Here is a 26,802-nt window from a genome sequence, read left to right on the forward strand (position 1 = left end):
GAAACAGTAACATTGTCATAAAATTGTATTTTCGTTGATGCTGATTGAATGGTATAACTGAGTATAGAGTCACCATTCCGTATTGAATGGTGGCGCATTTCATTTTTATACCTATATTAAGAAGAACTTTAACTTTAAGACATCCAAGAATTCAACCCGAAAAGCAATCAATGATAAATTGACTTGCAAGATGAGAGGTGTATAACATGACAACCATTTCAATCAGCACTAGAATGGGGAACTTCAATACAAATAAAGAGAGTGTTACATTAGAAGATAAAATTGATAGCATTCAGAACGGCGATAAATCACTTAGAAACCAGCTTTTAGAAGATTATCAGCCATTTATTAAAAAAATCACTTCAAAAGTTTGTAATCGGTATATCAATCATACAATGGACGAGTTCAGTATCGGCCTATCAGCCTTTAATGAAGCTATGGATCAGTTTCGTAGAGGACAGGGAAGTCGTTTTCTTACATTCGCTGATATGGTCATTAGAAGAAGAGTAATAGACTATATTCGGAAAGAAGCACGACAAAACAAATACATTTACCTTGAACCTGAAGAATTAGATGAGGAAGGTCGTTTGGAAGATAGTTTTGCCGAGCAAAAGGCTGCTCTTGATGTTTATGAAATGGATAAACAACGTGAAGTTCGTATGTATGAGATTGAAGAGTACGAACAACTGCTCAACAAATTCACGATTACATTCAAAGTCCTTAGTAAAAACTGTCCAAAACACATCGATGCTAGAGAAAATGCTAAAATGATTGCAAAATTAATTGCGGATGATCACGCCCTATCAAGCTATTTGTTAGAAAAAAAGCAGCTCCCAATAAAAGATTTACTGGCGCTTGTTACATGCAGTCGAAAAACTATCGAACGTAATCGAAAGTATATAATAGCAGTAGCGTTAATTCATCTTGGTGGATTCAATGCTCTGAAATCATATATACAGTAGTTGAATTAAGGGGGCCAGGGGATGAAACAAGGGGTTATTATGGACATTCGTGGGAGAAAGGCTGTTGTTTTAACACCTGATGGGGAATTTACGACAATCGATCTCAAACGAAATCATACATTGACAATTGGCTCTGAAATTAAACTCACACCAAAACCAGTTAAGAAAAGAAAAGGTTACTTCCCCCCTACTATGCCAACTCTGGCCGGAATGGCAGCAATTCTATTATTTGTCGTGATCGTAACGGGAGTCATTCCTGTCACTCAAAACGATGCAGTTGCAGCTTATGTAAGTTTTGATATCAATCCAAGTATCGAGGTTGGAGTGAATTCTGATCTCGAAATTGTACAGTATCAAGCTTTGAATTCAGACGGTGAAGGGTTACATTTAGATCGGGACACCACGAACATGCCACTTGGTGAGTTCGCAGGACTGCTGGTGTCTAAACTGGAGAGTGGCGGCTACCTTGCAGATGGCAGCCAGCTTTTAATTGTGGCGACAGATGTAGAGCAAGAAGAACGTTACAAGAAAATCAAGAGTGCTCTTGAGGCAGTAATTCATGACATCGAACAAAATAAAGTGTTGACCAACAAATCAGTAGCGATTACTAGTATTCTTGATGAGGATTATAGTATGCGACAAGCAGCGATTGAAAATGGCCTTTCACCTGGTAAATATTTATCCTATTTAGCAGCTCTAGACCGTGGCGCTACATTAACGTTAGCGGAGGTGCAGAATCTCTCTGTTAAGAAAATGGACGAACTTCAATCAGAAAGCTTGGTTGCCGTAGAATCGAATCCATCAGAAAATACCCAGAAATCAACGGAATTGGAAGACTCTGTTGTTCAATTAAATGATGAGGCGGAACCTGCTGAAAAAGATTTCGAGGAAGAACTCATTTTAGATGATTCGAATAGGCAACTGAATGAAGTGACAAAGGAAAGCGTTCCTTCGAAAGAACAGGAGCAAGAATCGAGTAACCAGCAGCAAGAACCTAATAAGGAAACAACGAAACCGGTCAAGAAAGACGATGATGGAACAGACAAAGCAGTCGTCAAGGAAGATAGAGATACTGATACTGAAGTTATAAAAGCGCAACAAGAAATGAAAGAAAACGAAAAAAAAACTGAAAGTAAAGTAAAGAAAGACGCTGAAAAAGAAGCCCAGAAAGAAGAGAAAGAAGCTGAAAGGGAAGAAAAGAAAGCCGAAAAGGAAGAAAAACAACTTAAAAAAGCTCAATTGAAAGAAAAAAGAGAATTAGAAAAAGATATGAAGAAGAATGAGAAACGAGTAAAGCAAGGAAACTCAGATCAGTCTGAGGAAGAAAACAAAGAGAAAAAATGATTCATGCTATTATTTTATATTTTATGACTAGAAAGCCAGAGGGGGTTCCCCTGGCTTTTTAGCGTTTTAAAACTATTCCATAATGGCAGGTAATGCTTTCACAATATCCATGAAAGAAGATTGGTCATTAAAAACGTGAGTTATGTTGTGGTTTTTATCTATTAATACTGTGGTTGGGACACCTGCGCATCCATATGCTTCATACGTTTCACGGCCATTATCTGCTAGTACGGGGAAAGGAAGGCTATTTTTACTAGCGAAGTCTTGACCAGCGTCAGATGAACGCTCTCGTCCGGTTACATTGATGGTTAAGAAACCAATAGTATCTGGATCAGCGTGTTGATAGAACTGTTCTTTCATCGGTAAGTCCTGCATGCAGTCAGGACACCATGAAGTCCAGAAGGTGAGCATCACTGGTTTACCGGTATAGTCTGATAATCGGACCGGATCACCGCTTCTTATTTCCTTTAATTCAAAACATGGAGCTTTCAAGGCTATTCTCCTCTCATAATTGTCATGTAAACACCTTATCAAATTTCTAGTTCTAATCAAATGGTTCGTATCGTAGACTGTTTTTAATAAAAAATTCACTCTCAAATAAATCAAAATTCGGAAAAAGTTTGACACTGATACGTCACATTGCTAAAATAAACACAATTAAATGAAAACGAAATATTCTTACTTATCTAGAGAGGCGGAGGGACTGGCCCTATGAAGCCCGGCAACCGTCAAACCATTCATGGTTTGAAAAGGTGCCAAATCCTGCAGGAGAAATCCTGAAAGATAAGCGGAGCTGATTAATTAATCAAGCCTCTCTGTCTTTCAGAGGGGCTTTTTTTAGTTTTAAGAAAGATGAAGAGAACTGAAACCGATAACGTGAATGACAATTGCCGTTGAAAGGAGTGGTAGGGGTTTGGACAGAGAGACAAGATACGAGGATTCACACGTTTCCATAGGGTCATTTGTACTTGAATCCGGTGAGGAGCTTCCTCACGTTGAACTCGCTTACGAGCGAGTTGGTCCTTCTGATGCACCAGTCATTCTTGTATGCCATGCACTAACAGGAAATCAATTTACAATAGGTGAAGATGAACCAGGCTGGTGGAAAGGATTAATTGGCAAAGGCAAGTACGTAGATACGTCAGAATTTCAGATCGTCACATTTAACGTGCTGGGAGGATGTAATGGTTCGACAGGGCCCTGCTCCATAAATCCGACAACAGGATTAGCTTATCAGGCCGACTTTCCTTTCATATCAGTAAGGGATATGGTTCATTCACAGAAACAAGCGCTAGAGCAATTAGGTATTCACCATTTGCACGCTGTAATTGGTGGGTCACTCGGAGGCATGCAGGTCCTGGAGTGGGGCATTCTTTATCCGGAGTGTATGGACCATCTTGTACCGCTCGCGGTGACACCTTCCCTGAGTGCCTATGGGATCGCGTATAATTCGATTTCAAGATTTGCGATCACAAAAGATCCGGAATGGAAAGAGGGCTATTATAATCTTGAAAAGCCGCCAGCTGCCGGACTCGCTACAGCAAGGATGATTGGTATGATTTCTTATCGAACAGATGACATGTTTCAAAAGAAGTTCGGTAGGAAAGTGAAGGGGAATCCTGGTGAGAGCCATACAGAAACCACTTATGATGTGGAGTCGTATCTTCACTACCAGGGGAATAAACTAGTTGGTCGTTTTGATGCGAATAGCTACTTATACTTACTGAAAGCAATGGATATGCACGATATAAGCAGAGGAAGAGACAGCATAGCAAAAGCAGCTAAGCTTATTCAGCCAAACGTGCTTGCTATTAGTTTTAAAGGAGATTTGATTTATCCACCTCATGAGTTAGAAAAAATGTTTAGTTTGGAAAGTATGGCGCACTTCTATATTGTTGATACAAAATTTGGTCATGATGGATTTCTCGTTGAATTCGATAAATGGGGACCGTTAATTAAACAACAGTTAAAAGAGACTTTGAAAATTTAAAGGAGTGATGTGAAATGGCAGAGAAACGTTATAATTTAGAAACGATTGGCATTCATGGAGGTTTACAGGCTGATCCTGCAACAGGCGCAAGAGCCCTACCGATTTATCAATCAAATGCTTACCGATTTAACAATACGGACCATGCGGCAGACCTATTTGCTTTGAAAGAAGAAGGGTTTATCTATTCACGCATTGGTAATCCGACAGTCGGTACGCTTGAAGAACGGATCGCCCAGCTTGAAGGTGGTGTGGGAGCATTAGGTCTCGCGAGTGGTATGGCTGCCATTACAACCGCGATATTGAATATTGCAAATAGTGGGGATGAAATTGTATCAGCTTCCACGTTATATGGCGGAACATACAATCTCTTTGCATCAACACTACCTAAATACGGTATTAAAACCAATTTCGTAGATCCCGAAAATCCTGAATCCTTTAGAGAGGCCATTACACCAAACACGAAAGCCATTTTCGCTGAAACGATCGGGAATCCTGGGCTTCATGTATTGGATATTGAGAAGGTCGCTGAAATCGCTCATGAAGCAGGGATCCCACTAATTATTGATAATACCTTTGCGACACCATACCTTTGCAGACCTATTGAACACGGGGCAGATATCGTAGTTCATTCTGCGACCAAATGGCTTGGCGGAAATGGTTCAACGATGGGTGGAATAATCGTAGATGCTGGTAAGTTCGACTGGAATTCTCCAAAGTTTCCAGGGTTCACTGAACCTGACCACACCTATCATGGTATCGTGTTTGCTGAGGCGCTTCCTGAAGCTGCCTATATTGTAAAGGCACGCGTTCAACTGTTACGAGACACGGGTGCTGCACTCAGTCCATTTAATGCCTTCCAAATCGCTCTAGGTGTTGAAACCCTCCACGTTCGAATGAAGGAACATGTGGCCAATACGCGTAAAATTGTCTCTTTCTTAAAAGACCATCCAGAAGTGGAGTGGGTTAGCTATCCTGAAGAAGAGAACCATCCTTCTAATCAGCTTGTAAAGAAGTATCTACCAAAGGGAGCTGGAGCTGTTGTTGTCTTCGGAATTAAAGGAGGACGCGAAACGGGAGCAGGCATTATCAATGCCGTAAATCTCTGGTCTCATGTTGCGAACGTTGGCGACGCAAAGAGTTTAATTATTCACCCAGCTAGTACAACGCACCAGCAGTTGAGCGCAGACGAATTAACAGCATCAGGTGTTCGTGATGACTTAATTAGACTTTCCGTTGGAATCGAACATATTGATGATCTCATCGAAGATCTTGTGCAGGCGATTGCTAAAGCGCGAGTTGAAGCAAGCGTATAAGCGACTCCAACTAAATAATAGACTCTTATCAAGAGAGGCAGAGGGACTGGCCCGATGAAGCCCGGCAACCATTAAGCGACTGCTTAATAAGGTGCTAACTCCAGCAGAATAATACCTATTCTGACAGATAAGAGGAGGCTAATGCCCTCTTCTTAATGAAGAGGGCATTTTCTTATGGCGGCAGCAATTAAAAGTATCGAGAAAACGACCACCTGTCATCCTGGCGCCTCCTATTCGGTGAAGGGAAGCGCATGTGAACTCAGAAACTCAAAGCCCCCTTTCCAGGTGTAAAGTAATAAGTAATGAAGGTTCAATAGTCAGTGGCAAAATTTTAAGGAAAATCAAAAGTAAATCAGTAGAATGAGGTGACGGCGATGGAGTCTATCCATATAGCACTTATAGGATTTGGAACTGTTGGTAAAGGAATTTATGAAAGTATTCATGAACAGAGGGAACAGTTAGAAAGCCTGCTTCAGAGAAAAGTTATTGTGGAGGGCGTCTTGATTAAAGACGGCAATGTCAAAAGGGAAATAGACGACGAAGTTCTCTTAACGACAAACATTGACGATCTTCTGGGGCTCCCGAATCTTGATGTCGTATTTGAAGCGATCAATGGTGTAGAGCCTGCTCGTACGTATCTTTCAAAATGTATCCAAAGGGGCTGTCATATTGTAACAGCGAACAAAGAGTTGATGGCACACAAAGGAAATGAATTAAGAAATCTAGCTGCTAATCAAAAAGTTGGATTAAGGTTTGAGGCAGCAGTGGCTGCATCCATCCCAATCTTAAGTACGTTGCGTGAAGGTCTTAAAAGCAATCAGATTCAACAAATTAGTGGGATTTTAAATGGTACGTCTAATTTTATTCTTACAGAGGTACAGCAAAAGAACATTTCATTTGAACATGGACTTAAGCTTGCTCAGGAATACGGATATGCAGAGGCTGATCCTACTAACGACATTGAGGGATGGGATGCCTTCTACAAAATACTCATTCTTTCTGATCTTGTTTATGGGAAACAACCTGATTGGGATGATGTCGTAAGAAAAGGCATCAGTGAAGTCACATCATCCGATATTAATAAAGCTGAAGCACTCGGACTACGAATCAAGCATACAGCAACAATCGTTCCAGATATTAAGGGACCAATTATTTCAGTTGAACCTGTTGCCCTTACTCCTTCTCATCCATTTTTTCATGTTACAGGTGTCAACAATTGCTTACAGCTTACGGGTAACCTTGCAGGTGAAATTACACTCCAGGGCCCCGGGGCAGGGGCATTTCCGACGGCTAGCGCGATGATAGAGGATTTTCTTAGCCTTTATAGGAACAGCTCTGAAACGCGCTTTTATTCTAAAGCAGAAGGTGAGGATGAGAGAAATAACGAATGGCTGTTGCTAGGAGACATTACAGAAGCAGATCACCAAAACATTCTGCCTATGGTCGAACAAGGAGCTTATTATATGAGTGGAAAGAGAAGTGAAGTGGAAGACTTTTTGAGGAAGTTTTCACAGGTGAATTTCTACCCGATTCATGGTCAATTTGCGAAGAGTCTACTATCTCAATTAGTTGCCATATAGTATGAACGGCCCCCTCCAGGATATGAAGGGGGCCGTTCAGGTTCTTGTTGAAAGCGCTATGATAAAATTTACAATTAAAAATAGTGTGTAATGAAACCTCACGCATGACAGTCTTGTAAGCGGTTTCAATTATACTGATGTATCTAAATTATCTAAAAACTTTAATTTAGGGTGTTGACCTTCTGCTGAAACGGGCGTAATATAATCCTCAATTAAACAAAGTATTCAAATAAATCACTCTACAAAACAAACTAGGGCCCGGTAAAAACACGATGGTCCTATACTTAAACGCTGACGCTTTACTGCGTCTATTTAATACTTTAAGAAAATTCAACTTTATTAAAGTATAAGGGAAACTAAGGCTTTCGCTATTCAACCGGCGATAAGCTAAGTTTATCTAACAAACAGAAAGGAGTGAACAAGGTGAGTGAACAATGGATCTACCTTAACGGAGAATTTGTGAAGAAAGAAGATGCCAAAGTATCAGTTTATGATCATGGCTTCCTCTATGGCGATGGGGTGTTCGAAGGGATTCGCATGTATGACGGTAATGTATTCAGATTAGAACATCATTTGCAACGCCTATATGATTCAGCTCATTCAATTATGCTAAAAATCACACACACAATGGAGGAAATGACTGATATTATTGTGCAAACACTGAAGAAGAATAACCTTCAGGATGCATACATCCGTATCGTTGTATCTCGTGGAGTCGGTAACCTCGGTCTAGATCCATTCACATGTAAGGAACCTCAAGTGATTGTTATTGCAGAATCACTGGCCTTGTTCCCTAAGCATTTATATGAAACAGGGATTGAGATTGTAACGGTAGCAAGTCGGAGAAATCGTTCGGATGTGTTGAGTCCGAAGGTTAAATCATTAAACTACCTGAACAATATCCTTGTTAAAATCGAAGCGAATTTAGCTGGCGTAAGCGAAGCCCTGATGCTGAATGACCAGGGATATGTTGCTGAAGGGTCGGCTGATAATATATTTATTGTCAAAGGTAACGTCATCAAGACACCACCGGGTTACGTTGGAGCACTTGAAGGCATTACGAGAAATGCCATTATGGAGCTTGCCAGGAAGAAAGGTTACGACATGAGAGAAGAGACGTTTACGAGACATGATGTTTATGTTGCGGATGAAGTGTTCTTAACGGGAACAGCTGCAGAAGTCATTGCAGTCGTCAAAGTAGATGGACGTGAAATTGGCGAAGCGAAGCCAGGTAAAACAACCAATCAGTTGCTTAATGCGTTTCGTGAGATTGTAACGGTAGATGGTGTTAGTGTGTATCCTTCTAAAAGTGATGTGCAGGCAGGTTAAGCACGATGAATTAAATAACGAAAAATCGATGACGAGGTAAAAGATGCAGGAATTGGTAATGACCAGAGAGCCGGTATGGTGGAAGCCGGTATTACCCCCTGCATCGACATCCCCTCTGAGTGTTGATCTGAAATAAGCATGCTAGGATCAGCCAGGTGTTCTTAAACACTTGTTATTTAAAAGAGCAGCATATGCTGCTCATGAGGCGACAATTTTTATCCTTGTCGTAAAGTAGGGTGGTACCGTGAAGTCTTTTCGCCCCTATGGACCGTAAGTTGCGGCGTAGGGATGAGAAGGCTTTTTTTATACGCTATTCCTAATCAGAAATTGAAAGTTGGCAGGTAAGACAATAAAGCAATTGGAGGGTATGAGTATGCGGGCGAAGGCGAAACCAGAAGCCGAAGCGGTAACAGAGGAAGTGACCGGGGCAGATGTTTTAATTCATTCGTTAAAGAAGGAGAATGTTGAAATCCTCTTCGGATATCCAGGAGGCGCAGTGCTTCCACTTTACGATGCACTGTATCGATCACCTATTAAACACATCCTATCAAAGCATGAGCAGGGATCCATTCATGCTGCTGAAGGATACGCAAGAGTCAGCGGAAAACCCGGAGTTGTCATTGCAACATCCGGACCAGGAGCTACTAACCTTGTAACCGGAATTACGGATGCCATGATGGATTCGTTGCCACTTGTTATTTTTACAGGGCAGGTTGCAAGTACAGTAATCGGTACAGACGCTTTTCAAGAAGCTGACATTATGGGGATCACGGCGCCAATTACAAAGCACAATTATCAGGTGCGGGACGTTCAGGACCTGCCGAGAATTATTAAAGAAGCATTCCATATTGCTACGACAGGACGTCCCGGTCCAGTTCTTGTTGATATTCCTAAGGATGTGGCAAACCAAACCATATCCCCCGACTATGATTCTACTATTCATTTGCCAGGCTACCAGCCAACATTCTCACCTAATATCCTGCAAATCAAAAAGCTTGCAGATGCGGTTGGGCAGGCAAAAAAACCGGTTATCTTAGCCGGTGCGGGTATCCTCCATGCCAATGCTGGAAAAGAACTACTATCATTTACAGAAAAAAATAAGATCCCGGTTGTAAATACGCTTCTTGGGTTAGGGAGCTATCCAGGCAAACATTCGCTCTTCCTTGGAATGGGGGGCATGCATGGGACGTATACAGCAAATATGGCGCTATATGAATGTGATTTACTGATTTCCATTGGCGCACGGTTTGATGATCGGTTAACAGGAAATCTTGCTCACTTTGCTAAGAATGCGATAGTTGCTCACATCGATGTAGATCCGGCTGAAATAGGAAAAAATGTACCAACGCAAATCCCGATCGTTTCCGATGCAAGAGAAGCGCTCAAGAAACTAATTGATGTTGAGACTGAAACGCCTGATACAGAAGAGTGGTTAAATCACCTAACAGAGAACAGTAAAAAATATCCTCTCTGGAAAAAGGTCAATACAGAAGAGTTTTTACCTCAGCGGGTTGTCGAACTTGTTCATGAACATACAAAGGGAGACGCCATTGTAACTACAGATGTCGGACAGCATCAAATGTGGGCAGCTCAATATTATGCTTTCACAGATGCCAATCGATGGGTTACATCCGGAGGACTAGGAACTATGGGCTTTGGCTTTCCTGCTGCGGTTGGTGCCCAGCTAGCGTTTCCAGAACAAACTGTTGTATCTCTAACAGGTGACGGTGGTTTCCAGATGACTCTACAGGAACTTTCAACACTGCAGGAGCTGAACCTGCCCGTCAAAATCGTGATCATGAACAATCAATCTCTTGGAATGGTAAGGCAGTGGCAGGAAGCATTTTATGAAGAGCGTTATTCTCATTCTTTGATTCCTGTTCAGCCAGATTTTGTCAAACTGGGCGAGGCATATGGTATTAAATCATATAAAGTGTCCACAGAGGAAGAAGCTAATGCTGTTTTTGAAGAAGCATTTTCACACCGCGATCCGGTGCTGATTGACTGTAGAGTGAGTGGGAAAGAAAATGTGTATCCAATGATTGCGCCTGGTAAAGGGCTTCATCAGATGATTGGGGTGAAACCATGAAACGAATCGTAACCGCCACAGTGATTAATCAGAGCGGTGTTCTAAATCGCATCACCGGCCTGATGACGAAGCGGCAGTTTAATATTGAAAGCATTACAGTTGGCCACACCGAAACAGAAGGTATTTCTAAAATGACTTTTGTTGTCAATGTGGATGGAGATGGGAAAATTGAGCAGCTGATTAAACAACTTAATAAGCAAATCGATGTTCTCAAGGTTTCAGATATAACAGATCAAGCGATTGTAGTACGAGAGCTTGCCTTAATTAAAGTGATCAGCAATGCACAAATCAGAAGTGAAATCTCAGGGATCATTGAACCTTTCAGGGCTTCCATTATTGATGTGAGTCGTGAAAGCATAACGGTTCAAGTTACAGGGAATTCCGACAAAATTGAAGCGATTCTTGATCTTCTTCGTCCTTATGGAATTAAGGAAATGGTTCGAACAGGGATCACAGCTTTCCCAAGGGGAAGCCAGAAATCAGTTACTGATCTGAAACAGTACTCTATATTAAATTAACCAATTAACCATTAAAACCAAATTGAGAAGGGATGAATTAAAATGGCAAAAGTATATTATAACGGTGATATCAATGAGGGAACGCTTAAAGGGAAAAAAATCGCAGTAATCGGTTATGGTTCACAGGGTCATGCTCATGCGCTTAATCTTCGTGAAAGTGGTTTTGACGTAACGGTTGGACTTAGAAAGGGTCGTTCATGGGAGCAGGCTGAACAGGATGGTTTCGATGTGAAGACAGTGAAAGATGCCAGCAGTGAGGCTGATGTGATCATGATTCTTCTACCGGATGAATATCAACCAGACGTATATAAACAAGAGATTGAACCCGGACTGAACGCTGGAAATGCCCTTGTATTCGCTCACGGATTTAACGTTCATTTTAATCAGGTAGTTCCTCCATCAAACGTTGACGTGTTCCTTGTAGCACCTAAAGGGCCAGGACACCTTGTAAGAAGAACGTTTGAAGACGGTGCCGGTGTTCCTGCACTATTCGGTGTTTATCAGGATGTATCAGGTAACGCTAAAGAACTGGCCCTTGCTTATGCAAAAGGTATCGGTGGTGCACGAGCGGGTGTTCTTGAAACATCATTTAAAGAAGAAACGGAAACAGATCTTTTCGGTGAACAGGCAGTACTGTGCGGAGGACTATCCTCTCTTGTAAAAGCAGGATTTGAAACACTGACTGAAGCAGGATATCAGCCGGAAGTTGCTTACTTTGAATGTTTACATGAGCTCAAGCTGATCGTTGATTTGATGTATGAAGATGGTATTGCAGGTATGCGCTACTCTATCTCTGATACAGCTCAGTGGGGTGACTTTGTATCAGGACCACGTGTTGTCGATGCGGATACAAAGGCACGTATGAAAGACATCCTTGAAGACATCCAGACTGGTAAGTTCGCGAAAGGCTGGATCTTAGAAAATAAATTGAATCGTCCTGAATTCCATGCAATCAATGAGAAAGAAAAGCAACATCCAATCGAGCAAGTTGGTAAGGAACTCAGAGCAATGATGCCATTCGTGAAACCAAAATCAAAGAAGGAAGTGGTTGCCAGTGCGAAAGATTAATGTATTCGATACAACGCTTCGTGACGGAGAACAGTCAGCTGGAGTCAATCTGAATGCATTAGAGAAACTGGAAATCGCCAAACAACTCGAAAGACTTGGAGTCGACATTATGGAAGCGGGCTTTCCCGCCGCTTCCAAGGGCGATTTCCAGGGTGTTAAAAATATCGCAGATACGGTTCGAAACGTCTCCGTAACAGGGCTTGCGAGAGCGAATGTGAAAGATATTGATGCAGCATGGGATGCTCTTAAGGGTGGTGCTGATCCAAGATTACACGTTTTTCTAGCTACTTCTCCCATTCACATGACTCATAAGCTAAAGAAAACGCCTGACGAAGTGGTGGAAACAGCAGTTGAAGCAGTGAAATATGCGAAAAAGTTTTTTCCAAAGGTACAGTGGTCAGCGGAAGATGCCTGTCGCTCTGATCGAACCTTTCTTGCGAAAATCATTAAAGAAGTGATTAATGCAGGGGCTTCCGTTATTAACATTCCGGATACTGTGGGGTATAGAAGTCCACAAGAATATGGGGAATTGTTTACTTATTTAAAACAAAACGTTCCAAATATTGATGGTATTGATCTTTCTGCCCACTGTCATAACGATCTAGGGATGGCAGTCGCGAATTCTTTGGCAGCCATCGAATGCGGGGCAACGCAAATCGAAGGAACGATCAATGGTATTGGTGAAAGGGCTGGAAATGCTGCGATAGAAGAAGTGGCTGTTGCGCTTCGAATCAGAAATGACTTTTACCAGGCAGAGACTGGATTAAAGCTTGATGAAATTAAGCGAACTAGCAATCTAGTGAGTAAGCTTACAGGAATGGCTGTTCCAGGAAATAAAGCGGTTGTTGGGGCAAATGCTTTTGCTCATGAGTCAGGGATTCACCAGGATGGCGTGTTAAAAGAAAAAACAACCTATGAAATTATCAGTCCACAGCTGATTGGTGTTCAATCCAATAGTCTTGTACTCGGTAAACACTCTGGAAGACATGCTTTCAGGGATAAAGTGAAAGAGCTTGGTTTCGAACTTGATGAGGCTAAAATAAACGAAGCATTTGCTGATTTTAAAGACCTTGCTGATAAGAAGAAACAAGTAACTGAAGATGATTTGTTTGTCCTACTAACGGATATTCAGACGGATGAATTTGTTGATAAATATGAAATTCATAGCATTCAGGTTCAGTATGGTACATCGAATATCCCGACGGCAACGATTGAAATTGAAAAGCCGGACGGAACGATGATCCAGCAGGCTGGTACCGGATCAGGTAGTGTAGAAGCAATCTATAATACGCTTGAGCAATTAATTACAGGCTCACTACAACTTCAAGATTATAGAATTAACTCTGTCGGTGGAGGAAGAGATGCCCTTGCCGAAGTTCATGTTCGCGTAACCTATAACGGTGTAGAGTCCAATGGACGTGGTACAGCTCAGGATGTTCTTGAAGCGTCAGCTATAGCCTACTTGAACGCAGTTAATCGTATTCTTGCTCGTGAAAGCTATCAGGTGAAAAAACAAGCGAACGTCTAACAGGGAGGTTAGAAGGATGAAGAGAAAAGTTGCGGTATTACCCGGTGATGGAATTGGCAAAGAAGTAATGGAGGGAACGATGAAGGTTCTCAATGCCGTGGCAGATCGATTTGGCCATACGTTTGAATTTCATAAAGCGAGGATCGGAGGGGCAGCTATTGATGAAGATGGCCAGCCTCTACCAGATGAAACGCTTCGCATCTGTAAAGAAAGCGATGCTGTTCTTTTAGGTGCTGTAGGTGGTCCTCAGTGGGAAAACCTTCCCGGTCATCTTCGTCCTGAACGAGGTCTTCTTGGTATTCGAAAGGAGCTTGGCTTATTTGCGAACCTTCGTCCTGTTACTGCCTTTGATAGTTTATTAGACGCCTCTCCGCTTAAAGCGGATCGAATCAAAGGTGTTGATATGTTGATCGTAAGAGAGCTAACAGGAGGATTATACTTCGGTACCCCGAGTGAACGCCGAAAAGATGGTAACGAAGTTGTTGATACGCTTCATTATACAAGATCTGAAATTGAGCGCATTGTCGATCAGGGCTTTGAAGCAGCAAAGAAAAGACGTCAGAAGCTAACAAGTGTCGACAAAGCTAATGTTCTTGAATCCAGTCGAATGTGGCGTGAGATTGTGGAAGAAAAATCCAAGGCGTATCCTGAGGTAGAAGTGGAGCATATGCTTGTTGATGCTGCAGCAATGAAACTGGTTCAGCATCCAGCATACTTTGATGTGATTGTAACGGAAAATCTTTTTGGAGATATTCTTAGTGACGAAGCTTCTATGATTACAGGCTCACTTGGAATGCTGCCTTCTGCTAGCTTACGTAGTGATGGATATGGGATGTATGAGCCAGTTCATGGATCAGCGCCTGACATCGCAGGAAAGAATCTTGCCAACCCGCTTGCCATGATTTTATCGGGAGCGATGATGCTAAAGTACTCTTTCCAAATGTATGAAGAAGCGGATGCTATTGAGAAAGCCGTGAAGGAAGTACTTGATGCCGGTTATTTCACAAGTGACATTGCTGGCAGAGGAGCAAACGCGCTAAGTACAGATAGAATGGTCAAACAAGTAATTTTTCAACTAGAAGAAGATAATGCGACTGCAGGAATTATGGAGGCATATGCCTAACAAGATGACAAAAGGGTAGAGGAGGATGGGTGTGGAGCCGAAAACAATTATCGAAAAGATCTGGGATAAGCACGTTGTGCATAGAGAAGAAGGTAGTCCAGACCTTCTATATATTGACTTGCATTTAGTCCATGAAGTTACTTCTCCGCAGGCTTTTGAAGGTCTGCGGATGAATAACCGACGAGTGAGAAGACCCGATTTAACATTCGCAACGATGGACCATAACGTTCCAACAATTGCCCGTCATATTATTAATGACCCGGTATCGAAGGTGCAAATGGAAAAGCTTGAAGAAAATTGTAACGAATTTGGAGTTGAAATTGCCGATATTAACCATCCTGATCAGGGAATTGTCCACGTTATTGGACCTGAGCTTGGCTTAACCCAGCCAGGTAAAACCATCGTTTGTGGTGATAGCCATACGTCCACACACGGTGCCTTCGGTGCCCTTGCTTTTGGGATCGGAACGAGTGAAGTCGAGCATGTCCTATCAACACAAACACTCTGGCAATCCAGGCCCAAAACCATTGAATTACGAGTGAAAGGAAGATTGGGAGCTGGTGTAACCGCCAAAGACTTGATTCTTGCTGTGATCGCGAAGTTTGGCGTGAATGCAGGAACAGGGGCGGTGCTTGAATATACGGGCGAAGCGATTCGAAACATGACGATGGAAGAACGAATGACGGTTTGCAATATGTCCATTGAAGCAGGAGCTAAAGCGGGATTAATTAGTCCGGATGAAACAACGTTTAACTATTTAAAGGGAAAACGTCATGTGCCATCTGGAGAAGCATTTGATGAAGCTGTTTCAGAATGGAAAAAGCTCGCAACGGATCCGGATGCAAAATACGATGAAGTTCTGGAAATTTTTGCAGATGAAATTGAGCCTCAGGTCACATGGGGAACAAATCCTTCGATGGGATCTTCTGTTTATGCAAGAGTTCCATTTCCAGAAGACTATAAGGACCCAGGTGATCAAAAAGCCATTAAGCAGGCTTTAGCTTATATGGACCTTAAGCCTGGTACCCCGATACAAAATATTGATATTCAATATGTCTTTATCGGTTCATGTACTAATTCTCGTCTAAGTGATTTAAGAGCTGCTGCTGAAATTGTACGAGGCCGTAAAGTGCACCATAGCGTGACAGCCCTTGTTGTACCTGGATCAAAATCCGTTAAAGATGCTGCCGAAGCAGAAGGTCTGGATGATGTCTTTAAAGAAGCAGGCTTTGAATGGCGTGAAGCCGGTTGTAGCATGTGCCTGGCTATGAATGATGATATCGTTCCACCTGGTGAACGCTGTGCCTCAACATCCAATCGGAACTTTGAAGGTCGTCAGGGAAATGGCGCTAGAACGCATCTAGTTAGTCCAGCTATGGCTGCAGCGGCTGCAATCGAAGGTAGATTTACAGATGCTAGAAAAGTAAAACCTCTTGTCGTTTGAAAGGAGTGAGGAGTCCTGGAACCAATTAATGAATATACAGGTGTGGTTTACCCTCTTGAGAAGGTAAATGTAGATACAGATCAGATTATTCCAAAGCAATTCTTGAAGCGGATCGAACGTCAGGGATTCGGTCAGTTTCTTTTCTACAACTGGCGATTCGATGACGATGGCAATCCCCGCTCAGACTTCAATTTAAATGAAGACCAGTATAGGGATGCTACGATTCTAGTAGCCGGTAAAAATTTCGGCTGCGGCTCCTCACGAGAGCATGCGCCATGGGCTCTGCTTGATTATGGATTCAGAGTTGTTATCGCCCCAAGCTTTGCTGATATTTTCTATAATAACTGTGTGAAAAACGGAATCCTTCCGATTGCGCTTCCTCAGGAAACGATCACAGAACTTTTTTCGAAGTCGAAAAATGGGTACCAGCTCAGTGTTCAGCTAGAGCAACAGCAAGTCAGTGATGGAAATGGACTTTCGGCTTCATTTGAAATCGATCCTTACTGGAAAGAAATGCTCTTAAACGGTTGGGATGAAGTATCTCGTACACTGTCACTTGAAGAGAAAATCAGTCAATATGAAGAAAAACAATATGTGGGAGAGTGAATGATCTTGGGAATTATCAGGAGAAATATGGCGTTGACGTTGTAAGTGCAATGGAGAATCTGCTCCAGGCGGTCCATCGAACACCGCTTCAGCAGTCTAAAACATTAAATGATCGAACAAATAAAGATGTGTTCTTGAAAATGGAGAACCTGCAGCGCACGGGATCCTTTAAGCTCCGAGGTGCTTACAACAAAGTATCAAGACTCACGGACCTTGAAGCTGCTCGTGGCATTGTTGCAGCTTCTGCTGGAAATCATGCACAGGGAGTAGCCCTCGCTGCAAATGAACGAGGGATCAAATCTAAAATATTTATGCCTGCACAAACACCTATCAGTAAAATCGAGGCTACCCGCTCTTATGGTGCAGAAATTGTTCTCGAAGGGGATTCTTACAACGAAGCCTTTGCAGGGGCACAGTGCGAGCAGAAAGAGCGTGGAGCCACCTTCGTCCATGCGTTTGACGATCCTGACGTTATGGCAGGTCAGGGAACAGTAGCGCTTGAAATGATGCAGCAATGCCCCGATCTGGACGTGATTCTTGTCCCGGTAGGAGGCGGTGGCCTACTAGCTGGTATGGCACTCGCAATGAAATCATATTTCCCCCACGTTAAGATCATCGGAGTTCAGGCAGCTGAAGCATCTGCTACATGGAATCGTTATAAAGGTGCCGGGCCGAAAGTGCTACAATCGGTAAAGTCGATTGCAGACGGCATTTCTGTTAAAGAACCCGGGAAACTAACGTATCCGATTATTGATCATCTCGTTGATGATATGTTAACTGTGTCAGAAGAGGAAATTGCAACCGCCATTCTATTTATGCTCGAGAGACATAAAACCCTTGTAGAAGGTGCTGGTGCTGCTTCACTTGCTGCTGTTCTTTTCAAATCAGGAAGAATTAATGGCGAGAAGATTGGATCAGTTATTAGTGGCGGTAACGCAGATATTGATAAGCTTCCCTCATATAAACTCCTTGCACAGCGTGCAAAAACCATCAGAAAAATTAGCTGATGGTTTTCATTTTGGAACATTTTTTGATTATTGTGACTTTTTGCTCAGTAATTGACACTCATAAAGTACCATGCTAGAATTCAATTTAGCACTTAACCAGAGTAAAGTAATTTCAATTTTATATCTCTTATTCAGAGAGGTGGAGGGACTGGCCCTATGAAGCCCGGCAACCGTCGAACAACTTGTTTGAAAAGGTGCCAATTCCTGCAAAGCATATGCTTTGAGAAATGAGAGGAAGACATCGTTTATGACATGCCTTTCTGCTCACTGCAGGAAGGCATTTTTTATAGAAACATATTTGTTAAGTCGTACCCGGGGTATGATAGGCAATAGGAATCAATCTAGCCTGGTTACTACCTGTAAATGTATAAAGGATGTGAGACATGTGATTGAGCTAAAAAGTATCAAGAAAACGTTCTTCGCTAAATCAGGAAAGGTTGAGGCAGTTAAGGACGTGAATCTTTCAATAAAAAAAGGCGAAATATTCGGTGTGATTGGATACAGTGGTGCAGGTAAGAGCACACTTATACGAATGCTTAATCTTCTTGAGAGACCAACTGAAGGTACTGTTACAGTAGCTGGAAATAACTTGTCATCTTTAAAAGAAAAAGAGCTTCGATCAGCTAGACAAGATATAGGGATGATCTTTCAGCATTTTAACATTCTCTGGTCACGCACGGTGCGCGAAAACATTGCTTTCCCGCTTGAAATCTCAGGGGTTGGAAAGGAAAAGCGCAGTAAGCGAGTAGAAGAACTAATTAAACTTGTAGGGTTAGAAGGAAGAGAGAATGCTTACCCATCTCAATTGAGTGGGGGACAAAAGCAGCGTGTAGGGATTGCGAGGGCGCTTGCGAATAATCCAAAAGTTCTCCTTTGTGACGAGGCAACCTCAGCACTTGATCCTAAGACAACCGACAGTATTCTAGAGTTGTTAACTGAGATCAATCAAAAACTGGGATTAACTATCGTTTTGATTACACATGAAATGCACGTCATTCGGAAGATCTGCCATCGAGTTGCAGTCATGGAGAGTGGGCGTGTAGTGGAAGAAGGATCAGTACTAGAAGTGTTTCATCATCCACAGGAACCCATTACGAAAGACTTCGTAAATCAACTAAGTGAACCAGAGGAAATGAAGGAATCGATTGCACATCTGGCGGAGGATGCCGCTGGAGAACTTGTTCAGTTTACGTTCCTGAAAGGAAAGACAGGCTCACCGCTCGTGACTGAATTGGTTCGGAGGTATGAGATCGAAGTGAATATTATTCAAGGGAAAATTTCTCATACTCAGGATGGTCCTTACGGAAAGCTTTCTGTCTTCCTGAAGGGTGAGCAGGCTGTCATAGATGAAGCTCTTCGATATGTACGCAGCCAGGGAGTCGAAGCGGAGGTGATTACGAATGGCTGAATCTTTATTTCCGAACGTTTATTGGGAGAATATGTGGGAGGCAACCCTTCAAACAGTCTACATGACGGCAATCTCTGTAATTGCTACATTTATTCTGGGTATTTTACTCGGTCTACTATTATTTTTAACGGCACGAGGTAACATCTGGGAAAATAAGTACATCAATAGCGTAATAGCTGGAATTGTTAACCTGTTTCGATCGATTCCCTTTATTATTCTAATCATCTTGCTCATTCCTCTATCGGTATATATTATTGGTACGATGCTTGGTGCAAATGCTGCTTTACCAGCCCTGATTGCTGGTGCGGCTCCGTTCTACGCAAGAATGGTTGAAATTGCGTTAAGAGAGGTAGACAAAGGTGTTATTGAAGCCTCTCAATCCATGGGGGCCTCAAATGGGGAGATTGTTTTTAAGGTGCTCCTTCCAGAAGCCATGCCAGCCCTCATTTCAGGTATAACGGTTACGGCAATTGCACTTGTAAGCTACACAGCAATGGCTGGTGTCGTTGGAGCAGGTGGTCTTGGTAATCTTGCTTACCTTGACGGGTTTCAGCGGAACAATCCAGATGTGACGTTAGTTGCTACTGTCCTCATATTAGTTATTGTTGCAATTCTCCAGATAGGTGGAGATCTTACAACACGAGCAATAGATAAAAGGTAATTAGAAGAAAAGGAGAGATTGATGATGAAAAAAATATTAACGATTTTGTCTGTTCTTGCACTAGCTGTTCTTGCAGCATGTGGTTCGAACAATGGTGGAAACAGTGAAGGTGGTTCAGGTGAAGAAGGCGATTCTAAGAAAATTGTTGTAGGTGCATCTAATGTTCCTCACGCAGAAATTCTTGAAGAAGCGAAGCCTATGCTTGAAGAAAAAGGTGTGGAGCTTGAAATCAAAACATTCCAAGATTATATTCTCCCTAATAAGACGCTTGCGAATGGTGAATTAGATGCAAACTATTTCCAAACAATTCCTTATATGGAATTACAGATGGAAGAAAACGAAAATTATGACTTCGTAAATGCTGGTGGAATTCACATCGAACCAATTGGCGTTTATTCTCAAGACTACAGTAGCCTAGAAGATCTTCCAGATGGCGCCCAAATCATTATGAGTAACTCTGTTTCTGACCACGGTCGTATGCTTTCGTTATTAGAAGCACAGGGATTAATCAAATTAAAAGAGGGTGTAAAACCATCTGATGCTACAGTTGAAGATATTGCAGAAAACCCTAAAAATATCGAATTTAAAACTGATGTAGAAGCTTCCCTGCTTCCACAGATTTATCAACAGGGTGAAGGTGATGCAGTTATGATTAATACAAACTATGCGATTGATGCAGGACTAAATCCTCAAGAAGATGCAATTGCTCTTGAAGATGCAGATTCACCATATGTGAACGTGATAACGGTAAATAAAGGTGATGAAGACAACGAAGCGATTCAAGCGCTAGTTGAAGTTCTACATTCTGAAGAAATTCAAACGTTTATTGAAGAAGAATATGATGGTGCGGTTGTGCCAGTAGACGAGTAAAATCAAAAGGTTCTCCAATTTGGAGAACCTTTTTTGTATGCTTATTCGTGTTGAAAGACAGGCTCCAGAGCGTGCTTCAATGTTTCGGCTGAATGATGAAGCTTTTCCATTTCATTTTTATCCAGATCAAGTTCAATAATATCTCGAATACCATTGTTATTCACGATGGCAGGGACTCCGATATAAAGATTCTTCAGTCCATATTCGCCGTCTAACAGGGTAGAGACTGTAAGGATGGAGTTCTCATTACGAATAATTGCTCTTGTTAATCGGACAAGCCCCATCGCAATCCCGTAATAAGTGGCCCCTTTGCGATTAATAATATGATAGGCCGCATCGCGTACCTTGATGAATAATTCATCAAGGTCTTCCATCGCATTCGGATTATCTTTAATAAGAGACATGATTGGCCTGCTTCCAATCGTCGCATGACTCCACACAGGAAGCTCTGTATCTCCATGCTCCCCAAGGATATAGGCATGGACGTTTCTAGAATCAACATTAAAGTAATCACTTAGTAAGTAACGGAACCTTGCGGTGTCGAGTATCGTGCCGGATCCGATTCTGCTCTTTCTTTATTCACATCAATTAAGACAAGTTCATTGACTAGTTCCTGGTTTAATAAAGAGAAAGCATAGCTTGTTCCAACAAAACCGGTTCCGATGAGCGCTACGCGTGTTGTTTTACCTTGAAACATTGAGATCCACCCCTGCTTATTTAGATTTTGTTTTCCATATGATCTTATCGTATTGCTGTCCCCTACAGTGTGACATTTATCACGAGTAAGCGCCATCATCTTAATTTCTTTCATGGCAATTTAATGGATAGCAAATGGAACGTTTTCTCATACTAACGATGAATAACTAGAAGGAGGAATGCGCCTTGAATCAGGAACAGGAATTTAATAATTTCTCAGAAGCGGCGTTGCATGACTACAAAGAAGGTCTAGGTGTCTTTACTGAGAAAATGCCTCAAATCGCAAAGAAGTATAAGGAGTTTACAGAGGCCTGTTTTAAAGAAGGGGAATTGAGTCAGAAAGAGAAACAGATGATTGCTCTTGGGATTTCAATTTATTCTCAGGACGAATACTGCATTATTTATCATACAAAAGGGTGTTTGGATCAGGGATGTTCAGAAAAAGAAATCTTGGAGACAGTTGGCGTTACAGCAGCGTTCGGCGGTGGGGCTGCAATGAGTCAAGCAGTAACGCTTGTACAGGAGTGTATTCACGATCTCAGTCAATTGAAACAGTAATGTACCCAGGTTTCTTCTATTATAATGGCGTCCTTTGTAAATAAGATTGGAATAAGGTGAATATGGGAGTAATACTAAGAATAGCAGTTTTTTATATATTCAGAACTAACAGAATCCATTAATACCCTTTCACAGCAACCTAAATGGTATTTGTAGTTAATGATTCAACGTGTTAAAGTATCTCTTGTAAGTAAAAAGATACTGAAAGGATTGATTCATTATTAGTTCGATGCGGTTAAACCACACACCTGAAATGGAAAAGGCGATGTACCAGTCTCACGGAGTAGGCTATGCGGAGTATAGTCAGAATTTCAATAAGCGAATGGAAATTGAACGAGAGCGTGAAGCGGATCATCGTCGGAGTCTCAAAATGGTAAGTGAATTCGACCGCCAATTATCTAAGTGAATCAGCATCAAGGATAAAGTGAAACTTCCATTAGAGGCTTTCCCCCTCTAATGGTTAGTTGAACCAATCGGACCTTAAGGGGCAGTTCCCCCCCCACCCCAACGTCAAGAAAGACCAACGTTGCAGAGGAGGGTTGCTACTGCCCCTTAAGGGTGGTGGGGGTAACCAAACAAAAAAACCAGTCATTGACTGGTTTTTTTGCTTTGATTGGTCTTTCTCTATCGTTGATATAGTGATAGTCTTAATAATGGACGAATCGAAAAAAAACAGCTTTCATTCTCATTATGAATAGCGGGTCAAACTATAGCGAACGCTAGAAAGTATGGTCCCTTCGTTCCTTGATATTTATTTGTATTTGTTATAAAATTAGAATGAAAATAGATTGAGAATGACTTAGCACACATTCCTTGACATACACCTTATAGCTACTACAATAAGGAAGGAATAGTATAAACGTTATTGGAGGTATTCACAAATGGCAGCATCAACTCTAAAGATTGAAAATCTTCATGTTTCCATTGAGGGAAAAGAGATTATCAAAGGATTAAACCTTGAAATAAATGGTGGCGAAATCCACGCAGTAATGGGACCGAATGGTACGGGGAAATCTACCCTTGCATCAGCTATTATGGGTCATCCGAAATACGAAATCACAGAAGGCAGTGTCTTCCTTGATAATGAAGATGTGCTCGAGATGGAAGTTGATGAGCGTGCGAAAGCTGGACTCTTCCTTGCGATGCAGTACCCAAGTGAAGTAAGTGGCGTAACAAACGCTGATTTCCTTCGTTCTGCAATCAATGCTCGTCGTGAAGAAGGCGATGAAATTTCTTTAATGAAATTCATCAAAAAGCTTGACGGGAAAATGGCGGAACTTGATATGGGTGAAGAATTTGCTCAGCGTTACCTGAACGAAGGTTTCTCTGGTGGTGAGAAGAAACGTAATGAAATTCTTCAGCTTATGATGCTTGAACCAAAAATCGCCGTTCTAGACGAAATTGACTCCGGTCTTGATATTGACGCACTTAAAGTTGTTTCTAAAGGAGTCAACGCAATGCGTAACGAAGACTTCGGCTGTTTGATTATTACTCACTATCAGCGTCTATTGAACTACATTACACCTGATAAAGTGCACGTAATGATGCAGGGACGTATTGTGAAATCTGGTGGAGCAGAACTGGCACAACGTCTTGAGTCAGAAGGTTATGAATGGATTAAGCAAGAACTTGGAATTAAAGACGAAACAGTTGGTCAAGAAGCGTAAGCAGTAAGGAGGATGACGATGTCAGTGGATACGAAGATTGCATTCGATCAAGAATACGTTAAATCTTTTTCAGAAAAACGACAGGAGCCGAAGTGGATGGCTGCCCTGCGTTTGAAGGCGTTAGAGAAGTCCGAACACCTTCCAATGCCTAAACCTGATAAAACCAAAATAGATAAGTGGAATTTCACTTCATTTAAGCATGATGTACCTGCGGAGGCTATTTCTTCATTGAATGATCTCCCTGAAGATCTCCGTGATCTTGTTGCAAAGGATCAGCAGTCAGGAAATCTTCTTGTACATCGCAATGCTACTCCAGTATTCAATCAGCTTACTGATGAGTTGAAAGGAAAAGGAGTTATTTTTACAGATATTCAAACTGCACTTCAAGAGCACGGCGATCTTGTTGAGAAATATTTCATGAAAGATGTTATGAAAGTAGATGAGAATCGTCTAACAGCACTTCATGCTGCGCTCCTTAACGGTGGTACGTTCTTGTATGTTCCGCGTAATGTGGACATTGATGTGCCAATGCAGGCGCTATATTGGCAAGAAGATCCTGAAGCAGGCATATTCAATCATGTCATCATCGTTGCAGAAGACAATAGCTCTGTAACATATGTTGAAAACTACCTTTCATATGGACACGATGTTGAGTCCGTTGCGAATATCATCGCTGAGGTGCACGTAGGTCAGAATGCTCGTGTCACATTCGGTTCTGTTGATAATTTTGCTACTGGAGTAACGACTTACGTGAACCGCCGAGCAAACGTAGCTCGTGATGGTAAAGTTGATTGGGCGCTTGCTCAGATGAATGATGGCAATACAGTTTCTACAAATACAACACACCTCATTGGTAATGGTTCGAATGCTGACTCAAAAACGGTAACAATCGGGCGTGGAGCTCAGAACCAGAACTTTACTAATGAAATTTTCCATCATGGTCAAAATTCTGAAGGCGTGCTTCTAGTTCACGGTGTTCAAAAAGATAGTGCAAGTGCTATTTTTAACGGTGTTACAAAAATTGAGCACGGTGCTAAGAAGTCTAATGGTGAACAAACGCAGCGCGTTCTTATGATGAATGAAAAAGCACGTGGAGACGCTAACCCTATTCTTCTTATTGACGAAGACGATGTTATGGCAGGTCACGCAGCATCTGTTGGTAAAGTAGACCCTATTCAGCTTTACTACTTGCAAAGCCGCGGTATTTCTCGTCATGAGGCAGAACGTTTGATCATCCATGGTTTCCTTGCCCCTGTTATTAACGAACTTCCAATTGAGGGCGTTCGTAAACGTGCGGTAGAGGTAACTGAAGGGAAAGTAAATTAATGATGAATGTCCAGGACATTCGCAAGCAGTTTCCCATTTTGCACCAGGAGGTGAATGGGAAACCTCTTGTATACCTTGATAGTGCAGCAACGTCTCAGAAACCAGTTCAAGTCATTGATGCAGTGGAGAGTTACTACAAGGAAATTAATTCAAACGTTCACCGTGGAGTTCATACACTTGGTACACATGCAACAGATGCTTATGAAGGTGCGCGTGAGAAAGTCCGTGAATTCATACATGCTTCTTCAACAGAAGAAGTGATCTTTACAAGAGGAACGACTACAGCCCTGAATATGGTGGCATCAAGCTATGGACGTTCAAACCTTCAAGAAGGTGACGAGGTTGTCATCACACCGATGGAGCACCACAGTAACATCATTCCGTGGCAGCAGGTTGTGAAAGCAACGGGCGCTACTCTTAAATATATTCCTCTTCAGAAGGACGGAACAATTGCGCTAGAGGATGTCGAAAGAACTGTAACAGCTAACACGAAAATTGTATCTGTTATGCAGGTTTCTAACGTACTAGGCACAATCAATCCGATTAAAGAAATTGCAGCGATTGCTCATCGTAATGGAGCTGTGATGGTTGTAGACGGTGCTCAGAGCACCCCGCATATGACCATTGATGTGCAGGATCTCGATTGTGATTTCTTCGCATTATCAGGTCACAAAATGTGTGGGCCGACTGGAATAGGCGTGCTTTATGGGAAGAGACATCTTCTTGAAAACATGGAGCCGTTTGAATTTGGCGGAGAAATGATTGATTTTGTCGGCCTTTATGACTCAACATGGAAAGAACTACCGTGGAAATTCGAAGGCGGAACCCCGATTATTGCGGGAGCTGTTGGACTTGGAGCTGCGATCGATTTTTTAAATGAAGTTGGCATGGATAACATCCAACAGCATGAATCGCATCTTGCTAAGTATGCAATCCAACAGCTATCGACAATTGAAGGTGTATCCATTTATGGACCAGAAAAGCGCGCAGGCGTTGTAACGTTTAATAGTGACGAAGTTCATCCACACGATGTGGCAACCGTTCTCGACACAGAAGGCATCGCCGTGCGCGCCGGACATCATTGTGCACAGCCGCTGATGAAGTGGCTTGAAGTAACGGCTACAGCGCGTGCTAGCTTCTATTTATACAATACGGAAGAAGACGTTGATGCATTCGTAGCCGGATTACGAAAAGCAAAGGAGTTTTTCGGTCATGTCTTTTAACAACCTTGACCAGTTATATCGACAGGTTATTATGGATCATTATAAAAATCCAAGAAATAAAGGGGAGCTTGAAGAAGGCGACCTTAAGATCAATATGAACAATCCTACATGTGGAGATACCATTCAGCTGCAGCTGAAAGTGGATGATGGGAAGATTTCCGATGCGAAGTTTATTGGAGAAGGTTGCTCTATAAGCCTGGCATCTGCATCCATGATGACGCAGTCTGTTAAAGGACTTGAAGTCGATGAGGCATTGAAATTATCCCGAATTTTCTCTGATATGATGCAGGGCAAGGATTATGATGAAGAAGATTTTGACCTTGGCGACATTGAAGCACTTCAGGGCGTTTCGAAGTTTCCTGCCCGTATTAAATGTGCAACACTCTCCTGGAAAGCGATGGAAAAAGGTTTTAAGGAACAGACTGACCAGGCTTAACCCGCTTTCAGGTGTTGTCATCACTTCTTTTTCATACTAGAATGGTGGAAAGAGAA

The 26,802-nt window shown here is 42.1% G+C and carries 23 protein-coding genes, 1 pseudogene and 3 riboswitches; of the genes and pseudogenes, 22 read left to right on the forward strand and 2 right to left on the reverse strand.

The window, feature by feature from the left end; genetic code table 11:
• Positions 1–206: 206 nt before the first annotated feature.
• Positions 207–962: an RNA polymerase sigma-I factor gene (sigI, locus tag ABFG93_RS15565; RefSeq protein WP_347548935.1), complete on the forward strand. Its 756-nt coding sequence runs from the start codon at positions 207–209 to the stop codon at positions 960–962.
• 21 nt (positions 963–983) lie between these two features.
• Positions 984–2,306, forward strand: a complete 1,323-nt coding sequence (locus ABFG93_RS15570) for an anti-sigma factor domain-containing protein (protein WP_347548936.1) — start codon at positions 984–986, stop codon at positions 2,304–2,306.
• A 72-nt stretch (positions 2,307–2,378) separates the two neighbouring features.
• On the opposite strand, the gene ABFG93_RS15575 is transcribed toward ABFG93_RS15570, so the two are convergent.
• Positions 2,379–2,798, reverse strand: coding sequence for a TlpA disulfide reductase family protein (locus tag ABFG93_RS15575; RefSeq protein ID WP_347548937.1), 420 nt, complete (start codon positions 2,796–2,798; stop codon positions 2,379–2,381).
• A gap of 187 nt (positions 2,799–2,985) precedes the next feature.
• Positions 2,986–3,096, forward strand: a riboswitch (SAM riboswitch).
• 123 nt (positions 3,097–3,219) lie between these two features.
• On the opposite strand from ABFG93_RS15575, the gene metX reads away from it, so the two are divergent.
• The 15 genes from metX (at position 3,220) to ABFG93_RS15650 (ending at position 20,840) form a co-directional block, all read left to right on the forward strand.
• Positions 3,220–4,296, forward strand: coding sequence for a homoserine O-acetyltransferase MetX (gene metX / locus ABFG93_RS15580; protein WP_347548938.1), 1,077 nt, complete (start codon positions 3,220–3,222; stop codon positions 4,294–4,296).
• A gap of 14 nt (positions 4,297–4,310) precedes the next feature.
• The gene (locus tag ABFG93_RS15585; protein ID WP_347548939.1) at positions 4,311–5,609 is read left to right on the forward strand and encodes an O-acetylhomoserine aminocarboxypropyltransferase/cysteine synthase family protein; all 1,299 of its coding nucleotides are present in this window, start codon (positions 4,311–4,313) and stop codon (positions 5,607–5,609) included.
• 22 nt (positions 5,610–5,631) lie between these two features.
• Positions 5,632–5,743: riboswitch (SAM riboswitch) on the forward strand.
• A 240-nt stretch (positions 5,744–5,983) separates the two neighbouring features.
• Positions 5,984–7,189: a homoserine dehydrogenase gene (locus ABFG93_RS15590; RefSeq protein ID WP_347548940.1), complete on the forward strand. Its 1,206-nt coding sequence runs from the start codon at positions 5,984–5,986 to the stop codon at positions 7,187–7,189.
• 423 nt (positions 7,190–7,612) lie between these two features.
• Complete coding sequence (gene ilvE / locus ABFG93_RS15595) at positions 7,613–8,518, forward strand: branched-chain-amino-acid transaminase (protein WP_347548941.1); 906 nt, start codon at positions 7,613–7,615, stop codon at positions 8,516–8,518.
• 367 nt (positions 8,519–8,885) lie between these two features.
• Positions 8,886–10,607, forward strand: coding sequence for an acetolactate synthase large subunit (ilvB, locus tag ABFG93_RS15600; protein WP_431522006.1), 1,722 nt, complete (start codon positions 8,886–8,888; stop codon positions 10,605–10,607).
• On the forward strand, positions 10,604–11,125 hold the full coding sequence (ilvN, locus tag ABFG93_RS15605) for an acetolactate synthase small subunit (RefSeq protein ID WP_347548943.1): 522 nt from the start codon (positions 10,604–10,606) through the stop codon (positions 11,123–11,125). The genes ilvB and ilvN overlap by 4 nt, the downstream gene beginning before the upstream one ends.
• A gap of 42 nt (positions 11,126–11,167) precedes the next feature.
• Positions 11,168–12,193 (forward strand): ketol-acid reductoisomerase, encoded by a 1,026-nt coding sequence (gene ilvC / locus ABFG93_RS15610; RefSeq protein WP_347548944.1) that lies wholly within the window; start codon positions 11,168–11,170, stop codon positions 12,191–12,193.
• A complete protein-coding gene (locus ABFG93_RS15615) occupies positions 12,180–13,721 on the forward strand; it encodes a 2-isopropylmalate synthase (RefSeq protein ID WP_347548945.1) in 1,542 nt (513 codons plus the stop codon). The genes ilvC and ABFG93_RS15615 overlap by 14 nt, the downstream gene beginning before the upstream one ends.
• A 16-nt stretch (positions 13,722–13,737) precedes the next feature.
• Positions 13,738–14,844 (forward strand): 3-isopropylmalate dehydrogenase, encoded by a 1,107-nt coding sequence (leuB, locus tag ABFG93_RS15620; protein WP_347548946.1) that lies wholly within the window; start codon positions 13,738–13,740, stop codon positions 14,842–14,844.
• A gap of 31 nt (positions 14,845–14,875) precedes the next feature.
• On the forward strand, positions 14,876–16,288 hold the full coding sequence (gene leuC / locus ABFG93_RS15625; protein WP_431522007.1) for a 3-isopropylmalate dehydratase large subunit: 1,413 nt from the start codon (positions 14,876–14,878) through the stop codon (positions 16,286–16,288).
• Positions 16,289–16,303: 15 nt separating this feature from the next.
• Complete coding sequence (gene leuD / locus ABFG93_RS15630; RefSeq protein WP_347552865.1) at positions 16,304–16,894, forward strand: 3-isopropylmalate dehydratase small subunit; 591 nt, start codon at positions 16,304–16,306, stop codon at positions 16,892–16,894.
• Entirely contained in the window at positions 16,891–17,901 is a 1,011-nt protein-coding gene (ilvA, locus tag ABFG93_RS15635; protein ID WP_347548948.1) for a threonine ammonia-lyase, read from the forward strand. Before leuD ends, ilvA begins: the two co-directional genes overlap by 4 nt.
• A gap of 124 nt (positions 17,902–18,025) precedes the next feature.
• Positions 18,026–18,135, forward strand: a riboswitch (SAM riboswitch).
• Between the two features lie 151 nt (positions 18,136–18,286).
• Positions 18,287–19,309, forward strand: a complete 1,023-nt coding sequence (locus ABFG93_RS15640; RefSeq protein WP_347548949.1) for a methionine ABC transporter ATP-binding protein — start codon at positions 18,287–18,289, stop codon at positions 19,307–19,309.
• Positions 19,302–19,970, forward strand: a complete 669-nt coding sequence (locus tag ABFG93_RS15645; protein ID WP_347548950.1) for a methionine ABC transporter permease — start codon at positions 19,302–19,304, stop codon at positions 19,968–19,970. Before ABFG93_RS15640 ends, ABFG93_RS15645 begins: the two co-directional genes overlap by 8 nt.
• A 24-nt stretch (positions 19,971–19,994) precedes the next feature.
• Positions 19,995–20,840, forward strand: coding sequence for a MetQ/NlpA family ABC transporter substrate-binding protein (locus ABFG93_RS15650; RefSeq protein ID WP_347552866.1), 846 nt, complete (start codon positions 19,995–19,997; stop codon positions 20,838–20,840).
• A gap of 41 nt (positions 20,841–20,881) precedes the next feature.
• On the opposite strand, the pseudogene ABFG93_RS15655 reads toward ABFG93_RS15650, so the two are convergent.
• Positions 20,882–21,537, reverse strand: a pseudogene (locus ABFG93_RS15655) (lactate/malate family dehydrogenase).
• A gap of 185 nt (positions 21,538–21,722) precedes the next feature.
• On the opposite strand from ABFG93_RS15655, the gene ABFG93_RS15660 reads away from it, so the two are divergent.
• From ABFG93_RS15660 to sufU, 5 genes are all read left to right on the forward strand, one after another.
• Positions 21,723–22,094 (forward strand): carboxymuconolactone decarboxylase family protein, encoded by a 372-nt coding sequence (locus ABFG93_RS15660; RefSeq protein WP_347548951.1) that lies wholly within the window; start codon positions 21,723–21,725, stop codon positions 22,092–22,094.
• An 881-nt stretch (positions 22,095–22,975) separates the two neighbouring features.
• Positions 22,976–23,761, forward strand: a complete 786-nt coding sequence (sufC, locus tag ABFG93_RS15665; protein WP_347548952.1) for a Fe-S cluster assembly ATPase SufC — start codon at positions 22,976–22,978, stop codon at positions 23,759–23,761.
• 18 nt (positions 23,762–23,779) lie between these two features.
• A complete protein-coding gene (gene sufD / locus ABFG93_RS15670; protein ID WP_347548953.1) occupies positions 23,780–25,087 on the forward strand; it encodes a Fe-S cluster assembly protein SufD in 1,308 nt (435 codons plus the stop codon).
• Between the two features lie 2 nt (positions 25,088–25,089).
• Positions 25,090–26,310 carry a cysteine desulfurase gene (locus ABFG93_RS15675; protein ID WP_347552867.1) on the forward strand — a complete coding sequence of 407 codons (1,221 nt, stop codon included), beginning with the start codon at positions 25,090–25,092 and terminating at the stop codon, positions 26,308–26,310.
• The gene (gene sufU, locus ABFG93_RS15680) at positions 26,300–26,746 is read left to right on the forward strand and encodes a Fe-S cluster assembly sulfur transfer protein SufU (RefSeq protein WP_347548954.1); all 447 of its coding nucleotides are present in this window, start codon (positions 26,300–26,302) and stop codon (positions 26,744–26,746) included. The genes ABFG93_RS15675 and sufU overlap by 11 nt, the downstream gene beginning before the upstream one ends.
• Positions 26,747–26,802 lie beyond the last annotated feature (56 nt).

The sequence above is a fragment of the Pseudalkalibacillus hwajinpoensis genome (assembly GCF_039851965.1).
Lineage (GTDB): Bacteria > Bacillota > Bacilli > Bacillales > Guptibacillaceae > Guptibacillus > Guptibacillus hwajinpoensis_E.